The sequence below is a fragment of the Agrobacterium genomosp. 2 str. CFBP 5494 genome (genome assembly GCF_900013495.1).
Classification (GTDB): Bacteria; Pseudomonadota; Alphaproteobacteria; order Rhizobiales; family Rhizobiaceae; genus Agrobacterium; species Agrobacterium pusense.
The window spans coordinates 352,713-368,441 of sequence record NZ_LT009719.1 but is presented as its reverse complement, the minus strand read 5'-3'; the positions used below and the strand labels follow the sequence as shown (position 1 = coordinate 368,441).

Below are 15,729 nucleotides of genomic sequence, written 5' to 3'. Positions count from 1 at the left end.
GTAACGTTAACGTAACGTACGTCTACGTACGTACGACGGACGGCGGTCGGTCGTCGTCGTCGTTCCGTCCGGACCGGACGGACGCGCGTGTGAGCGGCGGTGGGCAGGGGTGCGATCTATCGTGAACGTCGCCCCCTCATCCGACCCTTCGGGCCACCTTCTCCCCGACGGGGAGAAGAAACAGGCCGTGACGCCGTGCCTGAATTCAAACGAGAAGAAAAGAAGGGAACGATCATGACCATGCCGCAGGCAGTACCGCTTGGTGCCAAAGATGCCGTGCTTTCCGTCCGCAACCTCACCACGTCCTTTCACGTGGATGGCGGCTGGAAACCGGTGGTGCGTGATATTTCCTTTGATGTCGGGTCAGGCGAGACGGTTGCGATCGTTGGCGAAAGCGGCTCGGGCAAAAGCGTGACATCGCTTTCGATCATGCGGCTGCTGGACCGCGAAAGCAGCAGGGTGCAGGGTGAAATCCTGCTCGGAGGTCGCAACCTGCTCTCGCTTTCCGAAGACGCCATGCGGCGGGTGCGGGGCAATGAGGTGGCCATGATCTTTCAGGAGCCTATGACAAGCCTCAACCCGCTCTTCACCATTGGTGACCAGATTTCCGAGGCTCTTCTGTGCCACCAGCCCATGTCGAAAGCGGAAGCGCGAGCGGAGACGATCCGCCTGCTCGAAAAAGTCCGCATACCCTCCGCCGCCTCGCGTTTCGATGAATATCCACATCGGTTTTCCGGCGGCATGCGCCAGCGCGTGATGATCGCGATGGCGCTTGCCTCCAAACCGAAGCTGCTGATCGCGGATGAGCCTACGACGGCGCTTGACGTCACCATTCAGGGCCAGATCCTCGATCTCATCAAGACACTTCAGGAAGAGGAAGGTACCTCCGTCCTGTTCATCACCCATGACATGGGCGTGGTGGCTGAGATCGCCGATCGCACGGTCGTCATGTATCGTGGCGAGCAGGTGGAAGTCGGCGCGACCGCGGATATTTTCCATCGCGGTAAACATCCCTACACGCGTGCACTGTTGTCCGCGGTTCCGGTTCTCGGTTCCATGACGGGCGAGGAAAGGCCGCTGCGGTTTCCCATTGTCAACACCACCACGGGAGAAACGCAGGAACCGGCGCGTCCGGCCGATACCGTCAATGCAGCAGCCCAGCCGGTGCTCAAAGTTGAGGGGCTGACCAAGCGCTTCGATATCCACTCCGGTCTCTTGGGGCGGCTCAGCGGCCGCGTGCATGCGGTGGAAAACGTGTCCTTCGATCTGAGGGCCGGGGAGACGTTGTCACTGGTGGGCGAAAGCGGCTGCGGCAAGTCGACCACCGGTCGCGCCATCATGCGGCTCATCGAGCCGGATGCCGGTTCCGTGGTGGTGAACGGCGAGAATATTCTCGCCCTCGACAAGTCAGGCATGCGAGAGATGCGCAAGACGGTGCAGATGATCTTTCAGGATCCCTTTGCCTCACTCAATCCGCGCATGACGGTGGGCGCGGCGATCGCCGAACCTTTTCTGGAACACCGTATGGGCAGCGCCCGCGAGGCGAAGGATGTGGTGGCCGACATGCTGGAAAAGGTCGGGCTCTCGCCCGATATGGCAGCGCGTTACCCGCACGAGTTTTCCGGCGGTCAGCGACAGCGCATCTGCATCGCCCGCGCGCTGGCACTCCAGCCCAAGGTGATCGTCGCTGATGAGAGCGTTTCGGCGCTGGATGTCTCGATCAAGGCGCAGGTCATCAACCTGATGCTGGACTTGCAGCAGAGCCTCGATCTCGCCTTTCTTTTCATCAGCCATGACATGGCGGTGGTGGAGCGCGTCAGCCACCGGGTGGCGGTGATGTATCTCGGCGAGATCGTCGAAATCGGCCCGCGTGCGGCTGTCTTCGACAACCCGCAGCATGACTATACCCGCAAGCTGATGGCGGCCGTGCCGGTGCCGGACCCGGACCGCAGAAACACGCGTCGCGGTGCCGCCAATGACGAGTTGAAAAGTCCGATCCGCTCAGTCGATTATTCCGTGAAGCCGCGGGAATATCGCGAAGTCTCACCCGGCCATCTTGTCGCCAGCTAAGCGATCAAAGCCCCGGAACGTCAGATGTCACAAATGGCACGCGATAACCGCGCTGGAAGGTTTCGCGCTGTCCAAGCTGGCGATACCAGCGGTTTACTGCGGGAAAATCAGCGAGATCGATTTTATGACGGGCGAAACGCGAAACCCATGGCCAGATGGCGATATCGGCTATTGAAAAATCGCCGGCGACGAACCCGCGCTCTGCCAAGCGGTCGTCCAGCGTCCGATAGAGGCGCTCGGTATCCGAGGCGAAACGTGTCTCGGCGAAGGGTGCCTTTCCTGTATTGTATGTCAGGAAATAATGGGCGTAACCGAGTGTCGGGCCGAAGTTGGCGGCCTGCCACATCAGCCACTCGGTGACTGTCAGGCCTGCCGCGGCAGAGACGGGAATGAGCCGTCCGGCTTTTTCCGCGAGATAGATCAGGATTGCGTTGGACTCTGTTAAAACGGTGCCATTGTCTTGATCGACGATTGCAGGGATTTTGGAGCCAGGGTTGATGCGAATGTACTCGGCCGAGAACTGTTCGCCTTTTTCGATATCTATGGCATGGCTGACATAGGGCAGGCCAAGTTCTTCCAGCGCAATCGAGATTTTGAGGCCGTTCGGCGTGATCCAGGTGTAAAGGTCGATCATGTTAGTCGAACATTGCCTCATCCAGCGGCAAAGCGCGCCTGCCTTTCTTGCCGGTCACATCGGAAAGATCAGCATAGAGGCCGCGTAATGTCAGAACCAACTGGACAATACGCGGATCGGTAACACGATAGATCACCGCCTTGCCCTCCCGCGTGCCTTCGATGACCCCCGCATCGCGCAGTTCGGCCAGCTGCTGTGAAAGCGTCGGCTGCTGGATGCCGAGTTCATATTCAAGCGCGGAAACGGAGGCTTCCGTTTCCATGAGGTAACAGACGATGGCCAGACGGTTGGCATTGGCCACAAGCTTCAGGAGCTCGCTTGCTTCAACCACGCTGCGGCAGATGAGATTGGAAACCGGTTTGGTCACGACTGAAGAGGCCCATTTTTCAAACTATAAAAAAGTAAATTGTGTGGCGATAAATTTCAATGGTTTGATAAGTCTCATCCCAGATCAATCAGGCATTTTTTAAAATCTACAGGATTAGTAGATTTCTCTTTCGCTTTCCGCCCGGGGATCGCCAAAACGTTTCTCGAAAACACTCTATAAAAAAGTAGATTGATTGTGAAATGAGGTGTCGACATGAAAATCGGGGTCCATCCCAACAATCTGCATTTGCGGCTCGCCCGGCTCTGGCCCGGTTCTTTTAAGGCATTCGAGCCTGAATTCGTGCTCTATAGAGAAGGGCGCGATACCGCGGCGCTTCTGGAAAAGGGCGAAATACACTTCGGCGGCACTGGGTCGACACCGCCCATCGAGGCGGATGCGCGAGGACTCTCGGCGGTCTATATTGCCGCCTCCGCACCGAGGCCGGCCAATGGCGCGATCCTCGTGCGGCGCGACAGCCCGATCCGTTCCGCCGCCGATCTCTCGGGAAAACGCATATCCCTGATCGACGGATCGTTTCATACCTATCTTCTGGCGCGCAGCCTGGAAGGAGCGGGGCTTGGCCTCTCGGATGTCAGCCGGATAGAAAGCGGCGACAGTGACAGCCTGAGGGACCTCGTGGAAGGTCGCGTCGATGCCTGGGTGACGATGTCGCCGCGGCTGGAGAAGGCTCTGACCCATGAAGAAATCAGTCTTTTGGTTCGCTGCGGCTCCACCATTCCCAACCGTTCGCTGTTCTGGACGCTGGATCGTCACGCTCTTGCGCCTGAAACGAGGCAAGCGATTGCGGCTGAACTGGACCGCGTCGGCCGCGCCGTTATGGCTAATGTAGAGCAGGCGGCTGCGCTGCTCGCCGCCGAACCTGGCAGCGAAGGCGACGCTTCGTCCTGGGCAAAGGTATTGCGCTCTCGCGATCTTTCAGTCGTGCCCGCCACTCAAAATATTCTTGCCGAACAGCAGGAGGAGGCCGATACGCTTTACAGGCACGGCCATTTCTCTTTACCGGTTCAGACCGGGCAAAGCCCGGCCCCGCAATCAGCCAGCGTCGGAGGTGACAGATGAATGTTTTCTGGTACATGTGCGCCCCCGACGGCGCCTATCCCTGGCAGCCGGAAGGCTCCCGCAGGGTCGATCTCGGTTATTACAAGCAACTGGCGCTCGCTTACGACCAGCTCGGTTATACCGGGGCGCTGTTTGCCACCGGCGCGCATGACGTCTGGGTTCTGGCGGGTGCGCTTCTTTCCTATACCGAGCGGCTGAAGCTGCTGGTCGCCATTCATCCGGGCCTGATCGCGCCAACGCTGCTTGGCAAGATGGCGGCGACGCTTCAGGAGTTTTCGCGCGGGCGTCTGCTTATCAATGTCGTCTCGGGCGATGCGAAGATGCTCGGCGCCTACGGCATGACCATGCCGCATGACGAGCGTTACGAGATGGCGGATGAATATCTGCAAATCTGGCGCCGGCTTTTCGCCGGCGAGACGGTGGATTTCAACGGGCATTATTTCCAGACGCAGGGCGCAAAGCTCGCTCTGCCGGTGGGGCAGGGCATCGAGCCGCCGCCGCTGTGGTTTGGCGGCTCTTCGGACAAGGCCATCGACGTTGCGGCCAAACATGTCGAGACCTATCTCTCATGGGGCGAAACGCCTGATCAGATTGGCGCGAAGGTCGATCTCGTCAAGGCGCGGGCGGAAAAGCTCGGCCGAGAACTGGAATACGGTATTCGCCTTTATGTTATCGTGCGCGATACGGATGAAGAGGCCTGGGCTGCCGCCGCCGATCTCTACCGGCGCATGGATGAGGCAGCGATTGCCGCCAACCAGCGTTTCGTCGGCAAGACCGATTCCGTCGGCCAGCAGCGCATGACGGCGATGCATGGCGGCCAGAAGCCGGAGAACCTGCGCGATCTTGAAATAGCGCCAAATCTCTGGGCCGGCATCGGTCTCGTTCGTCCAGGTCCGGGAACAGCTATCGTCGGCTCGCCCGATACTGTCATCCGCACGCTGGAGGCCTATAAGAAGGCGGGCGTGAACACCTTTATCCTGTCCGGCATGCCATTGCTGGAAGAAGCCTTCCGTTTCGGGGAAAAGGTGCTTCCGCGTCTTGACGTATCGCGTGAGGTTTCGGCGGCAAAACAATTCACGTGGTCGACATTGTTCGACCGTGACCTCTCGGCCAAGGCCTCATGAGCATGGCTTCGGGAGTGGAGAAGAAAGACATGATGGCGAGTCCCGCAACGACATCGGCACGAGGGCGCATCGGCCCGCAGCGTGTGGCAGGGCGGCTGCTGGCCATTCTGGACAAGGTACTCGGTGCGGTCGCGGCAGCAATCCTTGCCACGCTGCTCGTGGTGGTTCTGGTCAATGTGACCCTGCGTTATCTGTTTCACACCGGCTTCATCGGCGCGGAAGATCTGGGCATCTGGCTTAATGTCGCGATGATCGCTGTCGGCGCGCCTCTCAGTCTCAAAAGCGCGCTTGCGATGCGGCTCGATGTTTTTGTGCGCTTCCTGCCGGAACGTTTACATGCTGCCACGGAAGTCCTGGCCGATGCTTTCTCGTTCGTTGCCGCGCTCATACTCGCCTTCGGCGGGGTAGAAATTGCGGCAATGCTGGGCGGGACGTCCCCGACGCTTGGTCTGCCGGAATGGGTGCGTTTCGGTTTTCTTGGTGCGGGTGGCGCACTGATTTTTGTTTATCTCGCGCTTCAGCGCGTCAGTGAAGGCAAGGCGTTTGCTGTTCTGCTCTCCGTCGTCATTGCTGTTGTTTCCTATGTGGGCCTGCCGGAAATTTTCGTCGATACGACCCTGCCGCCTAGCCTGTTTCTGGCGCTGACGGCAGCCGTGGGGCTGGTTTTGGCCGCGCCGCTTGCCCATGCCTTCCTCGCCGCCGCCTATGTGGCGATTGCCTTCGGCAGTACTTTGCCGGAGCCGGCCATCGTTTCCTCCACGGTCACAGGCATGTCGAAATTCCTGCTGCTCGCCATCCCCTTCTTCCTGCTGGCGGGAAGTCTGCTGACGGAATCGGGCGTCGCAAACCAGCTCGTCCGTTTTGCCGCCTCCATGGTCGGCCACCGACGGGCGGGGCTGGCCCAGACGACGCTTCTGACCAGCGTGCTGTTTTCGGGCGCCTCCGGTTCTTCAGTCGCCAATGCTGCCTTCGGCGCCTCCACCTTCCAGCCGGAACTCGTCAAGCATGGTTATCCACCCGCGCAGGCGGGTGCGATCATCGCCGCCACTTCCGTGCTGGACAACGTCATTCCGCCCTCCATCGCATTTCTCATCCTCGCAACGGCCACCAACCTTTCGGTCGGGTCGCTGCTAGTCGGCGGATTCTTTGCGGGCGGGTTGATGGCGGTCTGCCTGGCGGTGGCGATCCATTTCAGCGTGCGCAGCGTTGATACCCTGCCTCGCGCGACGGGCTCTGAGCGGTGGCGCTCGGCCGTGGCTGCGATACCTGCCTTCGGTCTTGGCGTCATCGTGGTGGTCGGCATCCGCATTGGCGTCGTCACGACCACGGAAGCCGCAGCGCTTGCAGCGCTTTACACGCTGCTTCTCGGCTTCGGATACCGGCTGGGCGCGGGCCGTATTTTTACAACCTTCCGCCAATCGGCGGGTGAGGCAGCTGCGATCGGCCTTCTGATCGGCACGGCTGGCCCCTTCGCCTTTCTCCTGGCGGTCGATAATGTCTCCGGTCTTGTCACCGACTTCGTGACATTGCTCGGTGGCAGCAAGATCGCGGTGCTTCTGCTGTCCAACCTCATTCTGCTCGTGGTCGGTCTTGTGCTTGATATCGGTGCTGCCATCCTGCTGTTCGGGCCGATCCTTCTGCCCGCTGCCGTGGCAGCCGGTATCGATCCCATCCATTTCGGTGTCATCCTCGTGGTCAATCTCATGATCCACGGCCTGACACCGCCGCTCGGCATGCTGATCTTTGTGGTGAGCGGCGTCACCCGTATTCCGGCGACAGCTCTTTTCCGGGCCGTCGTTCCCTATCTCCTCTCCCTTCTCGTTTCCCTCGCCATTCTGTGCGTCTGGGCCATTTTCTTCTAATCCGGGGCTTTATTCATGACTATCATCGACCGTCGTCACCTCCTCAAACTCTCAGCTCTCGGCGCGGCAACGCTCGCCGCACCGGCCTTCGTGCGCACGGCTAATGCCAGAACCCGCAGCCTCACCGTTGCGTCGCTTTTCGCTGACGATAAGCCGGAGACGAAAATCTGGGTGAAGATCAGTGAACTGGTGGAAGCGAAGCTGCCCGGTCGCTTCCGGTTCAATATCGTAAAGAGCGGTGCGCTGGGCGGCGAAAAGGAAGTGGCGGAGAATATTCGGCTGGGATCGGTTCAGGCCAGTCTTTCAACCGTTTCCTCGCTTTCAGGCTGGGTGCCGGAATTGCAGATCCTCGATCTGCCCTTCCTGTTCCGTGATGGGGAGCACGTGCGCAAGGTGGTAACCGGCGAGACTGGCAACGAGTTAAAGACGAAGCTTGCCGCCCAGCAATTCATCGCTGCCGATTTCATCAATTACGGCGCGCGCCATCTGCTGACTAAGGAACCGGTAACACGCCCCGAGCAGCTGGAAGGCAAGAAGATCCGCGTCATCCAGAGCCCGCTGCACACCAAGCTGTGGAGCGCCTTCGGCACCACGCCGGTCGGTATCCCGATCACAGAGACCTATAATGCGCTGGCGACAGGCGTGGCCGACGCCATGGACCTCACCAAATCCGCCTATGCCGGCTTCAAGCTTTACGAGGTCGTGCCCTATCTGACCGAAACCGGTCACATCTGGGCCTCAGGCGTCGTTTATTACGGTGCGACTTTCTGGAACCAGCTGGACGACGAAGAAAAGAAGGTGCTGTCGGAGGCCTCTAGCGAAGGCGCGAAGTACTTCAACCAGCTGATCGTTGAAGATGAAACGAAGTCCGTTGAGCTTGCGCTTTCCAAGGGTGGCAAGGTACTGCAGCCGGAAGCGCTGGATGAATGGCGCAAGGGCGCTCAGGGCGTCTGGCAGGATTTCGCCGGCATTGTTGGGGGTATCGAGAAGATACAGGCCGTGCAATCTGCCTGAGACTACGGGTCAGACGAAGAACAGGGGAGGCGTGTGAACGCCTCCCCTTTTTTATTAGCGAATGTCTTCCGGCAGAACGTCCGAGGGAATATTCTGATAGGAAACCGGGCGCATGAAGCGGCGGATCGACATGGTGCCGACAGAGGTTGCGCCGAAGTTCGTGGAGGCCGGGTAGGGGCCACCGTGAACCATGGCTTCGGAAACTTCCACGCCGGTCGGGAAACCGTTGGCGAGAACGCGGCCGGCCTTGCGTTCCAGGATCGGCAGCAGCTTGCGGGCGAGTTCGGCGTCGCCTGCATCGAGATGCATTGTCGCCGTCAGCTGGCCTTCGAAGCTCTTGGCAACCTCAAGCATTTCTTCGGTGCTATCAACAGTCACGATCAGGCCAAGGGGTCCGAAGACTTCTTCAGCAAGCGCATGGTTGGCAACCCAGTCCTTGCCTGCGACCCGATAGAGATACGGCGTTGCATTGCGCAGGTTGCAGGTGGTGGTCAGCACGTCGCGCACGCCGTTGCCGGCAGCGATACGATCACGGCCATCACGATAGGCGGCGGCGATGCCGTCGGTCAGCATGACCTGAGGGCCGACTTCCGACAGGGCCGCACGTGCGGTTTCAGCAACCGCATCCGCCTGCTCGGAGAGAATGACGGCAATGCCCGGGTTGGTGCAGAACTGGCCCGCACCCATGGTCAGCGAACCGGCCCAGCCCTTGGCAATGGCTTCGCCGCGGTTGGCAACGGCTTCCGGCAGCAGGAACATCGGGTTGACCGAACCCAGTTCGCCGAAGAAGGGGATCGGCTCGGGGCGCTGGGCGCAGAGATCGAACAGTGCGCGGCCGCCGGCGAGCGAACCAGTGAAACCGACCGCCTTGATGCGCGGATGCTGCACGAGCGCGGAACCGACATCGCGGCGGCCGCCCTGGATCAGCGAGAAGACGCCGGGATGCAGATTGTGCTTCTTGACGGCGGCAAGAACCGCTTCGGCAACGATTTCACCGGTGCCAGGATGGGCGGAGTGACCCTTGACGACAACAGGGCAACCGGCAGCCAGAGCCGCAGCGGTGTCACCACCGGCCGTGGAGAAGGCGAGCGGGAAGTTCGACGCGCCGAAAACGGCGACAGGGCCGATCGGACGCTGCATCAGGCGGATATCCGGGCGTGGCAGCGGCTGGCGATCCGGCAGTGCTTCGTCGTGGCGACGATCGAGATAGTCGCCCTTGCGGATATGCGAGGCAAACAGGCGGAGCTGACCGACGGTGCGGCCGCGTTCGCCCTGCAGACGGGCAGCGGGCAGGCCGGTTTCGGAGGAACCGATTTCGGTGATGGCGTCGGCGCGGGCTTCGATCTCATCGGCAATGGTGTCGAGGAATGCGGCGCGCTCTTCGCGGGTGGTGTAACCGTAGCTCCAGAAGGCTTCTTCAGCTGCCTCACAGGCGGCATTCACCAGATCGACGGTGCCGACCGAAAAATCGAAAGCTTCGCCATGTGCAGGCTCGCTGCGGAATTTTGCTTCCGTTGCGACCCATTCTCCTGCAACCAGATGTTTGCCGTGCGGCTTGAAACTCATTGTGCTCTTCCCTGAAAACTGATCCTGTGTGGAAAACCCACCCGACACCGTTACGTTGCACCGAAAGGCGACAGCGCAAGCGCCATCAGCCGCGATCCTCGCCCGGTTGCCTTCTGCCTTAGCCCGTGTAGGGCCTGAGCGAAAGCCGGTTTTTCAACTATCTGACCAAAAAGTGTGATTAATTGGGCGAAGCGTGAAAAAGACCTGCTTCCGTTTACGCACACGACGCTCTAATGTGACGCCATGATGACAAACAGATTTCCGAAATATGTTGCCTGGTCGCTTCTTCTGTTGATTGTAATCGTCACTGTCAGCCCCATTGGGCTGAGGCCCCACACATTGACGACGGTCGGCATCGACCGCGCGGGTGCCTTCGCCCTCTGTTCGGCCGCCTTCGTGCTCGCCTATCCGCGTTACTGGCTTGCCATCATCGTCGCGGGCATTGTTGCGGCTTTTGGCATTGAGGCGCTGCAATTCCTGTCGCCGACACGCCATCCGCATCTGACCGACGCAGCCGTGAAGGCCGCCGGGGCTGTTACCGGCGGATTGGCCGCCTATTCCTACCTCATGTTTCGGGCGAAGATGGCCGCAGGCTGACACATCCCCTGCGGTCAGATTTCCGATTAGCCATTCCCATTCGCGAGACCGAAGTGGCTGTGTGACAGCGTACGCTCGATGCCGCGCAGCTCAGCCAGCCCCTTCAATCGCCCAATGGCGGGGTAACCGGGCTGGGCGCCGCGCGTGAGGTCGTCGAGAATTTCCTGCCCGTGATCCGGCCGCATCGGAATGATGTGGTCTTCACGGCCCTCCGCTCGCCGACGGGCTTCTTCGGTGATGAGGGCGGCAATGACGGCGACCATGTCGGTTCCGCCTTCCAGATGTTCGTCCTCGAAGAAGGAGCAGGGCACGGTGTCCGTGTCGCGCGTCACGTTGCGCAGATGCACGAAATGGATTCGATCTGCAAAACGGCTGGCGATAAAGGGCAGGTCGTTATCCGCGCGCGCACCGAGAGAGCCGGTGCAGAGCGTGACGCCGTTGGCGCGGCTGTCGACCTGCGACAGCATATGGGCGTAATCCGCCTCCGTTGAGAGAATACGCGGGAGGCCGAGAAGCGGCCAGGGCGGATCATCGCCATGGGCGCAGATGTTGATGCCGACGTTTTCGGCAACCGGCGTCACCTCGGAGAGAAAGTCGATCAGGTTCTGCTGCAGCCTTTCGCGATTAACGCCATGGTAGGAACGCAGCTTTTCGATGAGTTCCGGCAGGGTATAACCATCTGCCGAGCCGGGCAGGCCAGCGCCGATATTGCGCGATAGCGCGACGATTTTTGTGTCGGGCATCTCGGTGAACCGCTTTGCCGCATCCTCCAGCAACCAGTCAGGATAATCCCGCGTCGCGTCCGGGCGCTTGAGAATGTGAATATCAAAGGTAGCGAAATCGGTAAGGTCGAAGCGCATCGCTTTCGCGCCGTGTTTCGTTTCCCAGCGCAGGTCGGTGCGGGTCCAGTCCAGCACGGGCATGAAGTTGTAACAGACGGTGCGGATGCCTGACGCCGAGAGGCGGCGCAGCGTTTCCTGCCAGTTGGCGATATGGGTTTTCCAGTCGCCCGTCTGAGTCTTGATGTCCTCGGAGACGGGCACGCTTTCCACCACGTCCCAATAAAGCCCGCCGGCCTTGATGGCCTCATGCCGCCTGGTTATTTCGTCCACCGGCCAGACATCGCCGGTGGCGATGTGGTGCAACGCGCTGACAATGCCTTCTGCGCCCGCCTGAGCCGCATCCTGAACCGTGACCTTGTCGACCGGACCGAACCAGCGCCATGTATGTCTCATCTTTCGTCCTCAAAAATTCCGTCTGCGGAAAAAGTCAGTTGCACCTTACAGGCGGTGGAGCGGTCTCCGGCCTGCTCGAATGCGGCCTTCGCCTCATCGAGCGGGAAGCTGTGGGAAATGATCGGCCGCACATCGATCTTGCGCGTTGAGATCAGCCCGGCGGCAATGGCGAATTCATCATGAAAGCGCTGCGAACCGCGCCAGAGAATTTCTTTGCCCACCAGCGCATTGAGCGGAATGGTGATGTCACCGGTTACGCCCACCTGTACGATGGTGCCGCGCGGGCGCACGCAGGCAAAGGCGGTGCGGAGCGCGGGGGCTGCCGCGGAGCAATCGAAAATGACGTCGAAATAACCCTTGTCATCCTGGTAGGGCAAAAGCGCCTCGGCGTCCTTTGCGACATTGATCGTGCGGTCCGCACCCATGGCTGGTGCGCGTTCCAGCGCCGCATCGGTCAGATCGGTTGCAACGATGATACTTGCGCCCGCATGGCGGGCGGCGGCGATGGTCAAGAGGCCAATTGGGCCGGCTCCCGTCACCAGCACCTTAGCGCCGGTGAGATCGCCAGCCTGGGCGACGGCATGCAGACAGACTGCAAGCGGCTCGGTGCAGGCCGCTTCAGCAGCTGAGGTATCGGCTGGAAATGGCGCGCATTGTTTGGCCGGAACCACCAGCCGGTCGCGGAACATGCCCTGTTCGTGCGGCAGGCGCATGGCGCTGCCCATGAAGCGCATGTCGAGGCAATGGATCGGCTGGCCCTTCAGGCAGAACTGGCAATGGCCGCAGGGTTGCGAGGGATTGACGGCGACGAGCTGGCCGATGGCGAGCCCGCTGACGCCTTCCCCCAGCGCCCGCACATGGCCGGATGCCTCATGCCCGGAGATGATCGGTTCGCGCACCCTGACCGGGCCAAAACCGCCATCCTGATAATAATGAAGATCGGAGCCGCAGATGCCGCCCGCTGCCATTGCGAGCAGCACCTCGCCGGGTCCCGGCTCAGCGAGATCCTCTGTTTCGACGCGAATGTCCTTTTCGCCGTATAGACGTGCCACGCGTGTCTGCATGACCATGCCCTCATGTCTTGATATGGAATGATGACCCCGCGCGGCGAACCGCGCGGGCAGGGTGCCTCGTCAGCGGATCAGGCCCATCTCGGTCGGCAGCCACAGGGTGATTGCCGGAATGAAGGTGATCAGCAACAGCGCGACGAACAGAGGCACCAGCCATGGCAGGATCGCGATGGTCGTGCGTTCGACGGAGAGTTTCGCCACGCGCGAGAGCACGAACAGCACCATGCCGAGCGGCGGATGCAGCAGACCGATCATCAGGTTGAGCGTGATGATGAGGCCGAAATGCACCGGATCGATATGAAACTGCAGCACGAGCGGCAGAAGGATCGGCACGAGGATGGTGATGGCGGCAATGGTATCGAGGAAGCAGCCCACGAACAGCATCAGCAGATTGACCAGCACAAGGAAAATCCACTTGCTGTCCGTGATCGTCAGGATCGCCGCCGACAGAAGCTGCGCTGCCTGGCTGACCGTCAGAAGCCATGCGAAAACCGAGGCCGCCGCAACGATGAAGAGCACGGATGCGGTGGTTTCGATCGTGTCGAAGGTCGATTTCGCCAGCGTCTTGAAGGTCATCGTGCGATAGCGGACGAGGCCGAGGAACAGTGACCAGAGAACGGCCGCGACGGCTGCCTCCGTCGGTGTGAACCAGCCCATGGTCATGCCGCCGATCAGGATCACGGGCGTCATCAGCGCCATCACGGCTGAGAAGTCGAAATACCAGTCGCAGGCGAGCAGGATGACCAGCACGATCAGGATCGACAGGTTGAGGGAAAGACCAAGCGCCGTGAGGATATAGATGCCGAGCGGCACCATCATCACCACGAAGACTTCAATCGATGCGCCGAAGATCGTTCTGAGGCTGAACGGTGTATCGGAGCCCCAGCCCTTGATATAGGCGAAGACCGCAACCGTGATCATCATCAGAAGCGTCATGACGACGCCGGGAATGATGCCGGCCATGAACAATGCGCCGATCGAGACATTGGCCATCATGCCGTAGATGACGAAGGGCAGCGATGGCGGGAAGATCGGGCCGAGCGTTGCGGAGGCGGCGGTGACGCCGACGGCCGCTTCGACCGGATACCCGTGGTCCTTCATGGCCTTGATCTCGATGGTGCCGATACCGGCCGCATCGGCAAGCGCGGTCCCCGACATGCCGGAAAAGATCACCGAACCGATGATGTTGACCTGGGCGAGACCACCCTTCATCCAGCCGACGAGCGCGACGGCGAAGGAATAGATACGTCCCGTCACGCCGGCCGTGTTCATGAGATTACCGGCAAGGATGAAAAATGGCACGGCCAAAAGCGGGAAGCTTTCCACACCCGCGATCAGGCGCTGCGCCGCTATGATATCGGGCGCGACATTATAAAACACGATGTAGAGCAGAGAAGCCGAGGCCATGGAAATGGCGACCGGCAGGCCGATCAGCATCAGGAGAAGAAAGGAGCCGATGAGAAGCAGCATGTGATCAATCCCCCGCGCTCTGGAATTCTTCGGGCCGCTCCAGAACGGAGTAACCGCGCTGCATATTGGCGATGAAGACCTGTACCGACCGGAAGAACATCAGAACGAAAGCGGCCAGAACCGTATAAAATACGATGCTGCGCGGCAGGGCGACGGTGACCATCTCCTCATCCGCGACGATTTCCATGTAGCGCCACATCAGCCAAGAGGTGTAGGCGAAGAACAGGATCCGCAGCACATCGACGAGGATCGACATGGCGCGGGCCACCTGCGGCGGCACATAGTGATAAAGCACATCAACCTGGATGTGGCGCGACATGCGCACGCACATGACCGAACCTAAAAAGACGACACCGATCAGGCAGTTGACGGCGATTTCTTCCGTCCAGGCGTAGCTGTCGTTGAGCACGTAGCGGGTGAAGAACTGAAGGAACACGCAGCCCGTCATCAGCCAGAAGAGGCCGAGCGTGACCCAGTCTTCGAATGAATAGACCTTGAGATCGACCTCCGGCGGCGCCTCGTCGAACGTATGGGCGAGTTCCTCAGGCGTGACCTGAGTATGAATTTCCTGCGACATTGAGATATCCCGTCTGGAGAGAAAGGGCGGTGCGGCAAAGGAGCCGCACCGGATCTTGCTTCACTTGACGGCGCGAATGGCTTCCCAGTCGGCCTTGTCGTAACCGAAGTCCTCGAACTTCACTTTTTCGAGGACGTTCTTCTCGAAGTCGGCCTTGTCGACTTCGGCGACGGTCAGGCCGCGCTTCTTGAAGTCCTCGACGAGGCTTTTCTCGCGGCCTTCGATGGTCTTGGTGGTGCGCTCGGCAGCCTGCTGCATGACTTCGGTGAAGATTTTCTTGTCTTCATCTGACAGCTTGGACCACAGGTTCTTCGAGATTACCGTGTTGAGGTGGTCGACGATGTGGCCTGTCAGAACGATGTTCTTCTGCACTTCGAAGAACTTCTTTGCCTCGATGGTGGTGAGCGGGTTTTCCTGTGCGTCGACGGTGCCGTTTTGCAGCGCCAGATAGACTTCCGCAAATGCAATCGGGGTCGTGTTGGCGCCGCAGGCGCGTGGCATGGCGAGGTAGGCCGGAACATCAGGCACGCGCATTTTCAGCCCGCCCATGTCGGCGCAGGTGGCAATCGGCTTGTTCGATGTTGTGTGGCGTGTGCCGTAATAGCTGACGGCAGCGATATGGTTGCCGGTCTTGTCTTCGTAACCTTTGGCAAGCCGCTTGAAGATATCGCTTTTGGTATAGGCGATCAGATGGCTCGGATCGCGGAAGATGTAAGGGAAATAGGTAACGCCGATCGGCTTGAAGTCACGCGCAGCAAAGCTCGAGCCGGAAATGATGATATCAACGGTGCCGATCTTCAGGCCCTGATTGATATCGGCTTCCTTGCCGAGCTGTGAGGCCGGAAAGACATCGATCTTGTAGCGGCCATCGGTTCGCTTGGCGATCTCTTCCGCAGCCCAGACCGAATCCGTATGGAACGGCTCTGAGGTTTCGTAGACATGTGCCCATTTCAGTGCGGTCTGCGCCTGCGCCGCAAGCGCCGAGAGCAGGATGGCCGCTGTTGCGCCCATCAAAGTCGACAATCTGATTTTCATTCTTAACTCCTCCCGAATTAAAGCCAGA

General features: G+C 60.1%; 14 protein-coding genes. 6 read left to right on the top strand and 8 right to left on the bottom strand.

What is annotated here, in order from left to right:
• Positions 1-234 precede the first annotated feature (234 nt).
• The gene (locus AGR2A_RS16575) at positions 235-2,070 is read left to right on the top strand and encodes an ABC transporter ATP-binding protein (protein WP_060942321.1); all 1,836 of its coding nucleotides are present in this window, start codon (positions 235-237) and stop codon (positions 2,068-2,070) included.
• A gap of 4 nt (positions 2,071-2,074) precedes the next feature.
• Here AGR2A_RS16575 and AGR2A_RS16570 read toward each other — a convergent pair whose 3' ends face one another.
• Together AGR2A_RS16570 and AGR2A_RS16565 are read right to left on the bottom strand one after the other, a co-directional pair.
• Positions 2,075-2,704 (bottom strand): glutathione S-transferase family protein, encoded by a 630-nt coding sequence (locus AGR2A_RS16570; RefSeq protein ID WP_072493550.1) that lies wholly within the window; start codon positions 2,702-2,704, stop codon positions 2,075-2,077.
• Position 2,705: 1 nt separating this feature from the next.
• Positions 2,706-3,071, bottom strand: a complete 366-nt coding sequence (locus AGR2A_RS16565) for an ArsR/SmtB family transcription factor (RefSeq protein WP_004438767.1) — start codon at positions 3,069-3,071, stop codon at positions 2,706-2,708.
• A 213-nt stretch (positions 3,072-3,284) separates the two neighbouring features.
• Between AGR2A_RS16565 and AGR2A_RS16560 the strand changes: the two genes are divergently transcribed.
• The 4 genes from AGR2A_RS16560 to AGR2A_RS16545 are packed head-to-tail and all read left to right on the top strand — an operon-like array spanning position 3,285 to position 8,151.
• Positions 3,285-4,151 (top strand): ABC transporter substrate-binding protein, encoded by an 867-nt coding sequence (locus AGR2A_RS16560; protein WP_004438769.1) that lies wholly within the window; start codon positions 3,285-3,287, stop codon positions 4,149-4,151.
• Positions 4,148-5,275, top strand: coding sequence for an LLM class flavin-dependent oxidoreductase (locus AGR2A_RS16555; protein ID WP_004438770.1), 1,128 nt, complete (start codon positions 4,148-4,150; stop codon positions 5,273-5,275). The genes AGR2A_RS16560 and AGR2A_RS16555 overlap by 4 nt, the downstream gene beginning before the upstream one ends.
• A gap of 29 nt (positions 5,276-5,304) precedes the next feature.
• Complete coding sequence (locus tag AGR2A_RS16550) at positions 5,305-7,137, top strand: TRAP transporter large permease (RefSeq protein WP_072493549.1); 1,833 nt, start codon at positions 5,305-5,307, stop codon at positions 7,135-7,137.
• Positions 7,138-7,152: 15 nt separating this feature from the next.
• Entirely contained in the window at positions 7,153-8,151 is a 999-nt protein-coding gene (locus AGR2A_RS16545; RefSeq protein WP_072493548.1) for a TRAP transporter substrate-binding protein, read from the top strand.
• Between the two features lie 54 nt (positions 8,152-8,205).
• Here AGR2A_RS16545 and AGR2A_RS16540 read toward each other — a convergent pair whose 3' ends face one another.
• Positions 8,206-9,717: an aldehyde dehydrogenase (NADP(+)) gene (locus tag AGR2A_RS16540; protein ID WP_004438778.1), complete on the bottom strand. Its 1,512-nt coding sequence runs from the start codon at positions 9,715-9,717 to the stop codon at positions 8,206-8,208.
• Between the two features lie 243 nt (positions 9,718-9,960).
• On the opposite strand from AGR2A_RS16540, the gene AGR2A_RS16535 reads away from it, so the two are divergent.
• Positions 9,961-10,314, top strand: coding sequence for a hypothetical protein (locus tag AGR2A_RS16535; protein ID WP_004438780.1), 354 nt, complete (start codon positions 9,961-9,963; stop codon positions 10,312-10,314).
• A gap of 26 nt (positions 10,315-10,340) precedes the next feature.
• Here the strand turns inward: AGR2A_RS16535 and uxuA are convergent, their stop codons facing one another.
• The 5 genes from uxuA to AGR2A_RS16510 all read right to left on the bottom strand — a co-directional run bounded on the left by uxuA (position 10,341) and on the right by AGR2A_RS16510 (position 15,701).
• Complete coding sequence (gene uxuA / locus AGR2A_RS16530; protein WP_004438784.1) at positions 10,341-11,549, bottom strand: mannonate dehydratase; 1,209 nt, start codon at positions 11,547-11,549, stop codon at positions 10,341-10,343.
• Positions 11,546-12,613 (bottom strand): L-idonate 5-dehydrogenase, encoded by a 1,068-nt coding sequence (locus AGR2A_RS16525; RefSeq protein WP_004438787.1) that lies wholly within the window; start codon positions 12,611-12,613, stop codon positions 11,546-11,548. The genes uxuA and AGR2A_RS16525 overlap by 4 nt, the downstream gene beginning before the upstream one ends.
• Before the next feature lie 69 nt (positions 12,614-12,682).
• Complete coding sequence (locus AGR2A_RS16520) at positions 12,683-14,089, bottom strand: TRAP transporter large permease (RefSeq protein ID WP_072493547.1); 1,407 nt, start codon at positions 14,087-14,089, stop codon at positions 12,683-12,685.
• A gap of 4 nt (positions 14,090-14,093) precedes the next feature.
• The gene (locus AGR2A_RS16515) at positions 14,094-14,666 is read right to left on the bottom strand and encodes a TRAP transporter small permease (protein WP_035208172.1); all 573 of its coding nucleotides are present in this window, start codon (positions 14,664-14,666) and stop codon (positions 14,094-14,096) included.
• Between the two features lie 60 nt (positions 14,667-14,726).
• Positions 14,727-15,701, bottom strand: coding sequence for a sialic acid TRAP transporter substrate-binding protein SiaP (locus tag AGR2A_RS16510; RefSeq protein WP_004438795.1), 975 nt, complete (start codon positions 15,699-15,701; stop codon positions 14,727-14,729).
• Positions 15,702-15,729: the final 28 nt, after the last annotated feature.

Coding starts and splice junctions, on each gene's coding strand:
- AGR2A_RS16575 (WP_060942321.1), top strand. CDS start 235: ATGACCATGCCGCAGGCAGTACCGCTTGGTGCCAAAGATGCCGTGCTT.
- AGR2A_RS16570 (WP_072493550.1), bottom strand. CDS start 2,704: ATGATCGACCTTTACACCTGGATCACGCCGAACGGCCTCAAAATCTCG.
- AGR2A_RS16560 (WP_004438769.1), top strand. CDS start 3,285: ATGAAAATCGGGGTCCATCCCAACAATCTGCATTTGCGGCTCGCCCGG.
- AGR2A_RS16555 (WP_004438770.1), top strand. CDS start 4,148: ATGAATGTTTTCTGGTACATGTGCGCCCCCGACGGCGCCTATCCCTGG.
- AGR2A_RS16550 (WP_072493549.1), top strand. CDS start 5,305: ATGATGGCGAGTCCCGCAACGACATCGGCACGAGGGCGCATCGGCCCG.
- AGR2A_RS16545 (WP_072493548.1), top strand. CDS start 7,153: ATGACTATCATCGACCGTCGTCACCTCCTCAAACTCTCAGCTCTCGGC.
- AGR2A_RS16540 (WP_004438778.1), bottom strand. CDS start 9,717: ATGAGTTTCAAGCCGCACGGCAAACATCTGGTTGCAGGAGAATGGGTC.
- AGR2A_RS16535 (WP_004438780.1), top strand. CDS start 9,961: ATGATGACAAACAGATTTCCGAAATATGTTGCCTGGTCGCTTCTTCTG.
- uxuA (WP_004438784.1), bottom strand. CDS start 11,549: ATGAGACATACATGGCGCTGGTTCGGTCCGGTCGACAAGGTCACGGTT.
- AGR2A_RS16525 (WP_004438787.1), bottom strand. CDS start 12,613: ATGCAGACACGCGTGGCACGTCTATACGGCGAAAAGGACATTCGCGTC.
- AGR2A_RS16520 (WP_072493547.1), bottom strand. CDS start 14,089: ATGCTGCTTCTCATCGGCTCCTTTCTTCTCCTGATGCTGATCGGCCTG.
- AGR2A_RS16515 (WP_035208172.1), bottom strand. CDS start 14,666: ATGTCGCAGGAAATTCATACTCAGGTCACGCCTGAGGAACTCGCCCAT.
- AGR2A_RS16510 (WP_004438795.1), bottom strand. CDS start 15,701: ATGAAAATCAGATTGTCGACTTTGATGGGCGCAACAGCGGCCATCCTG.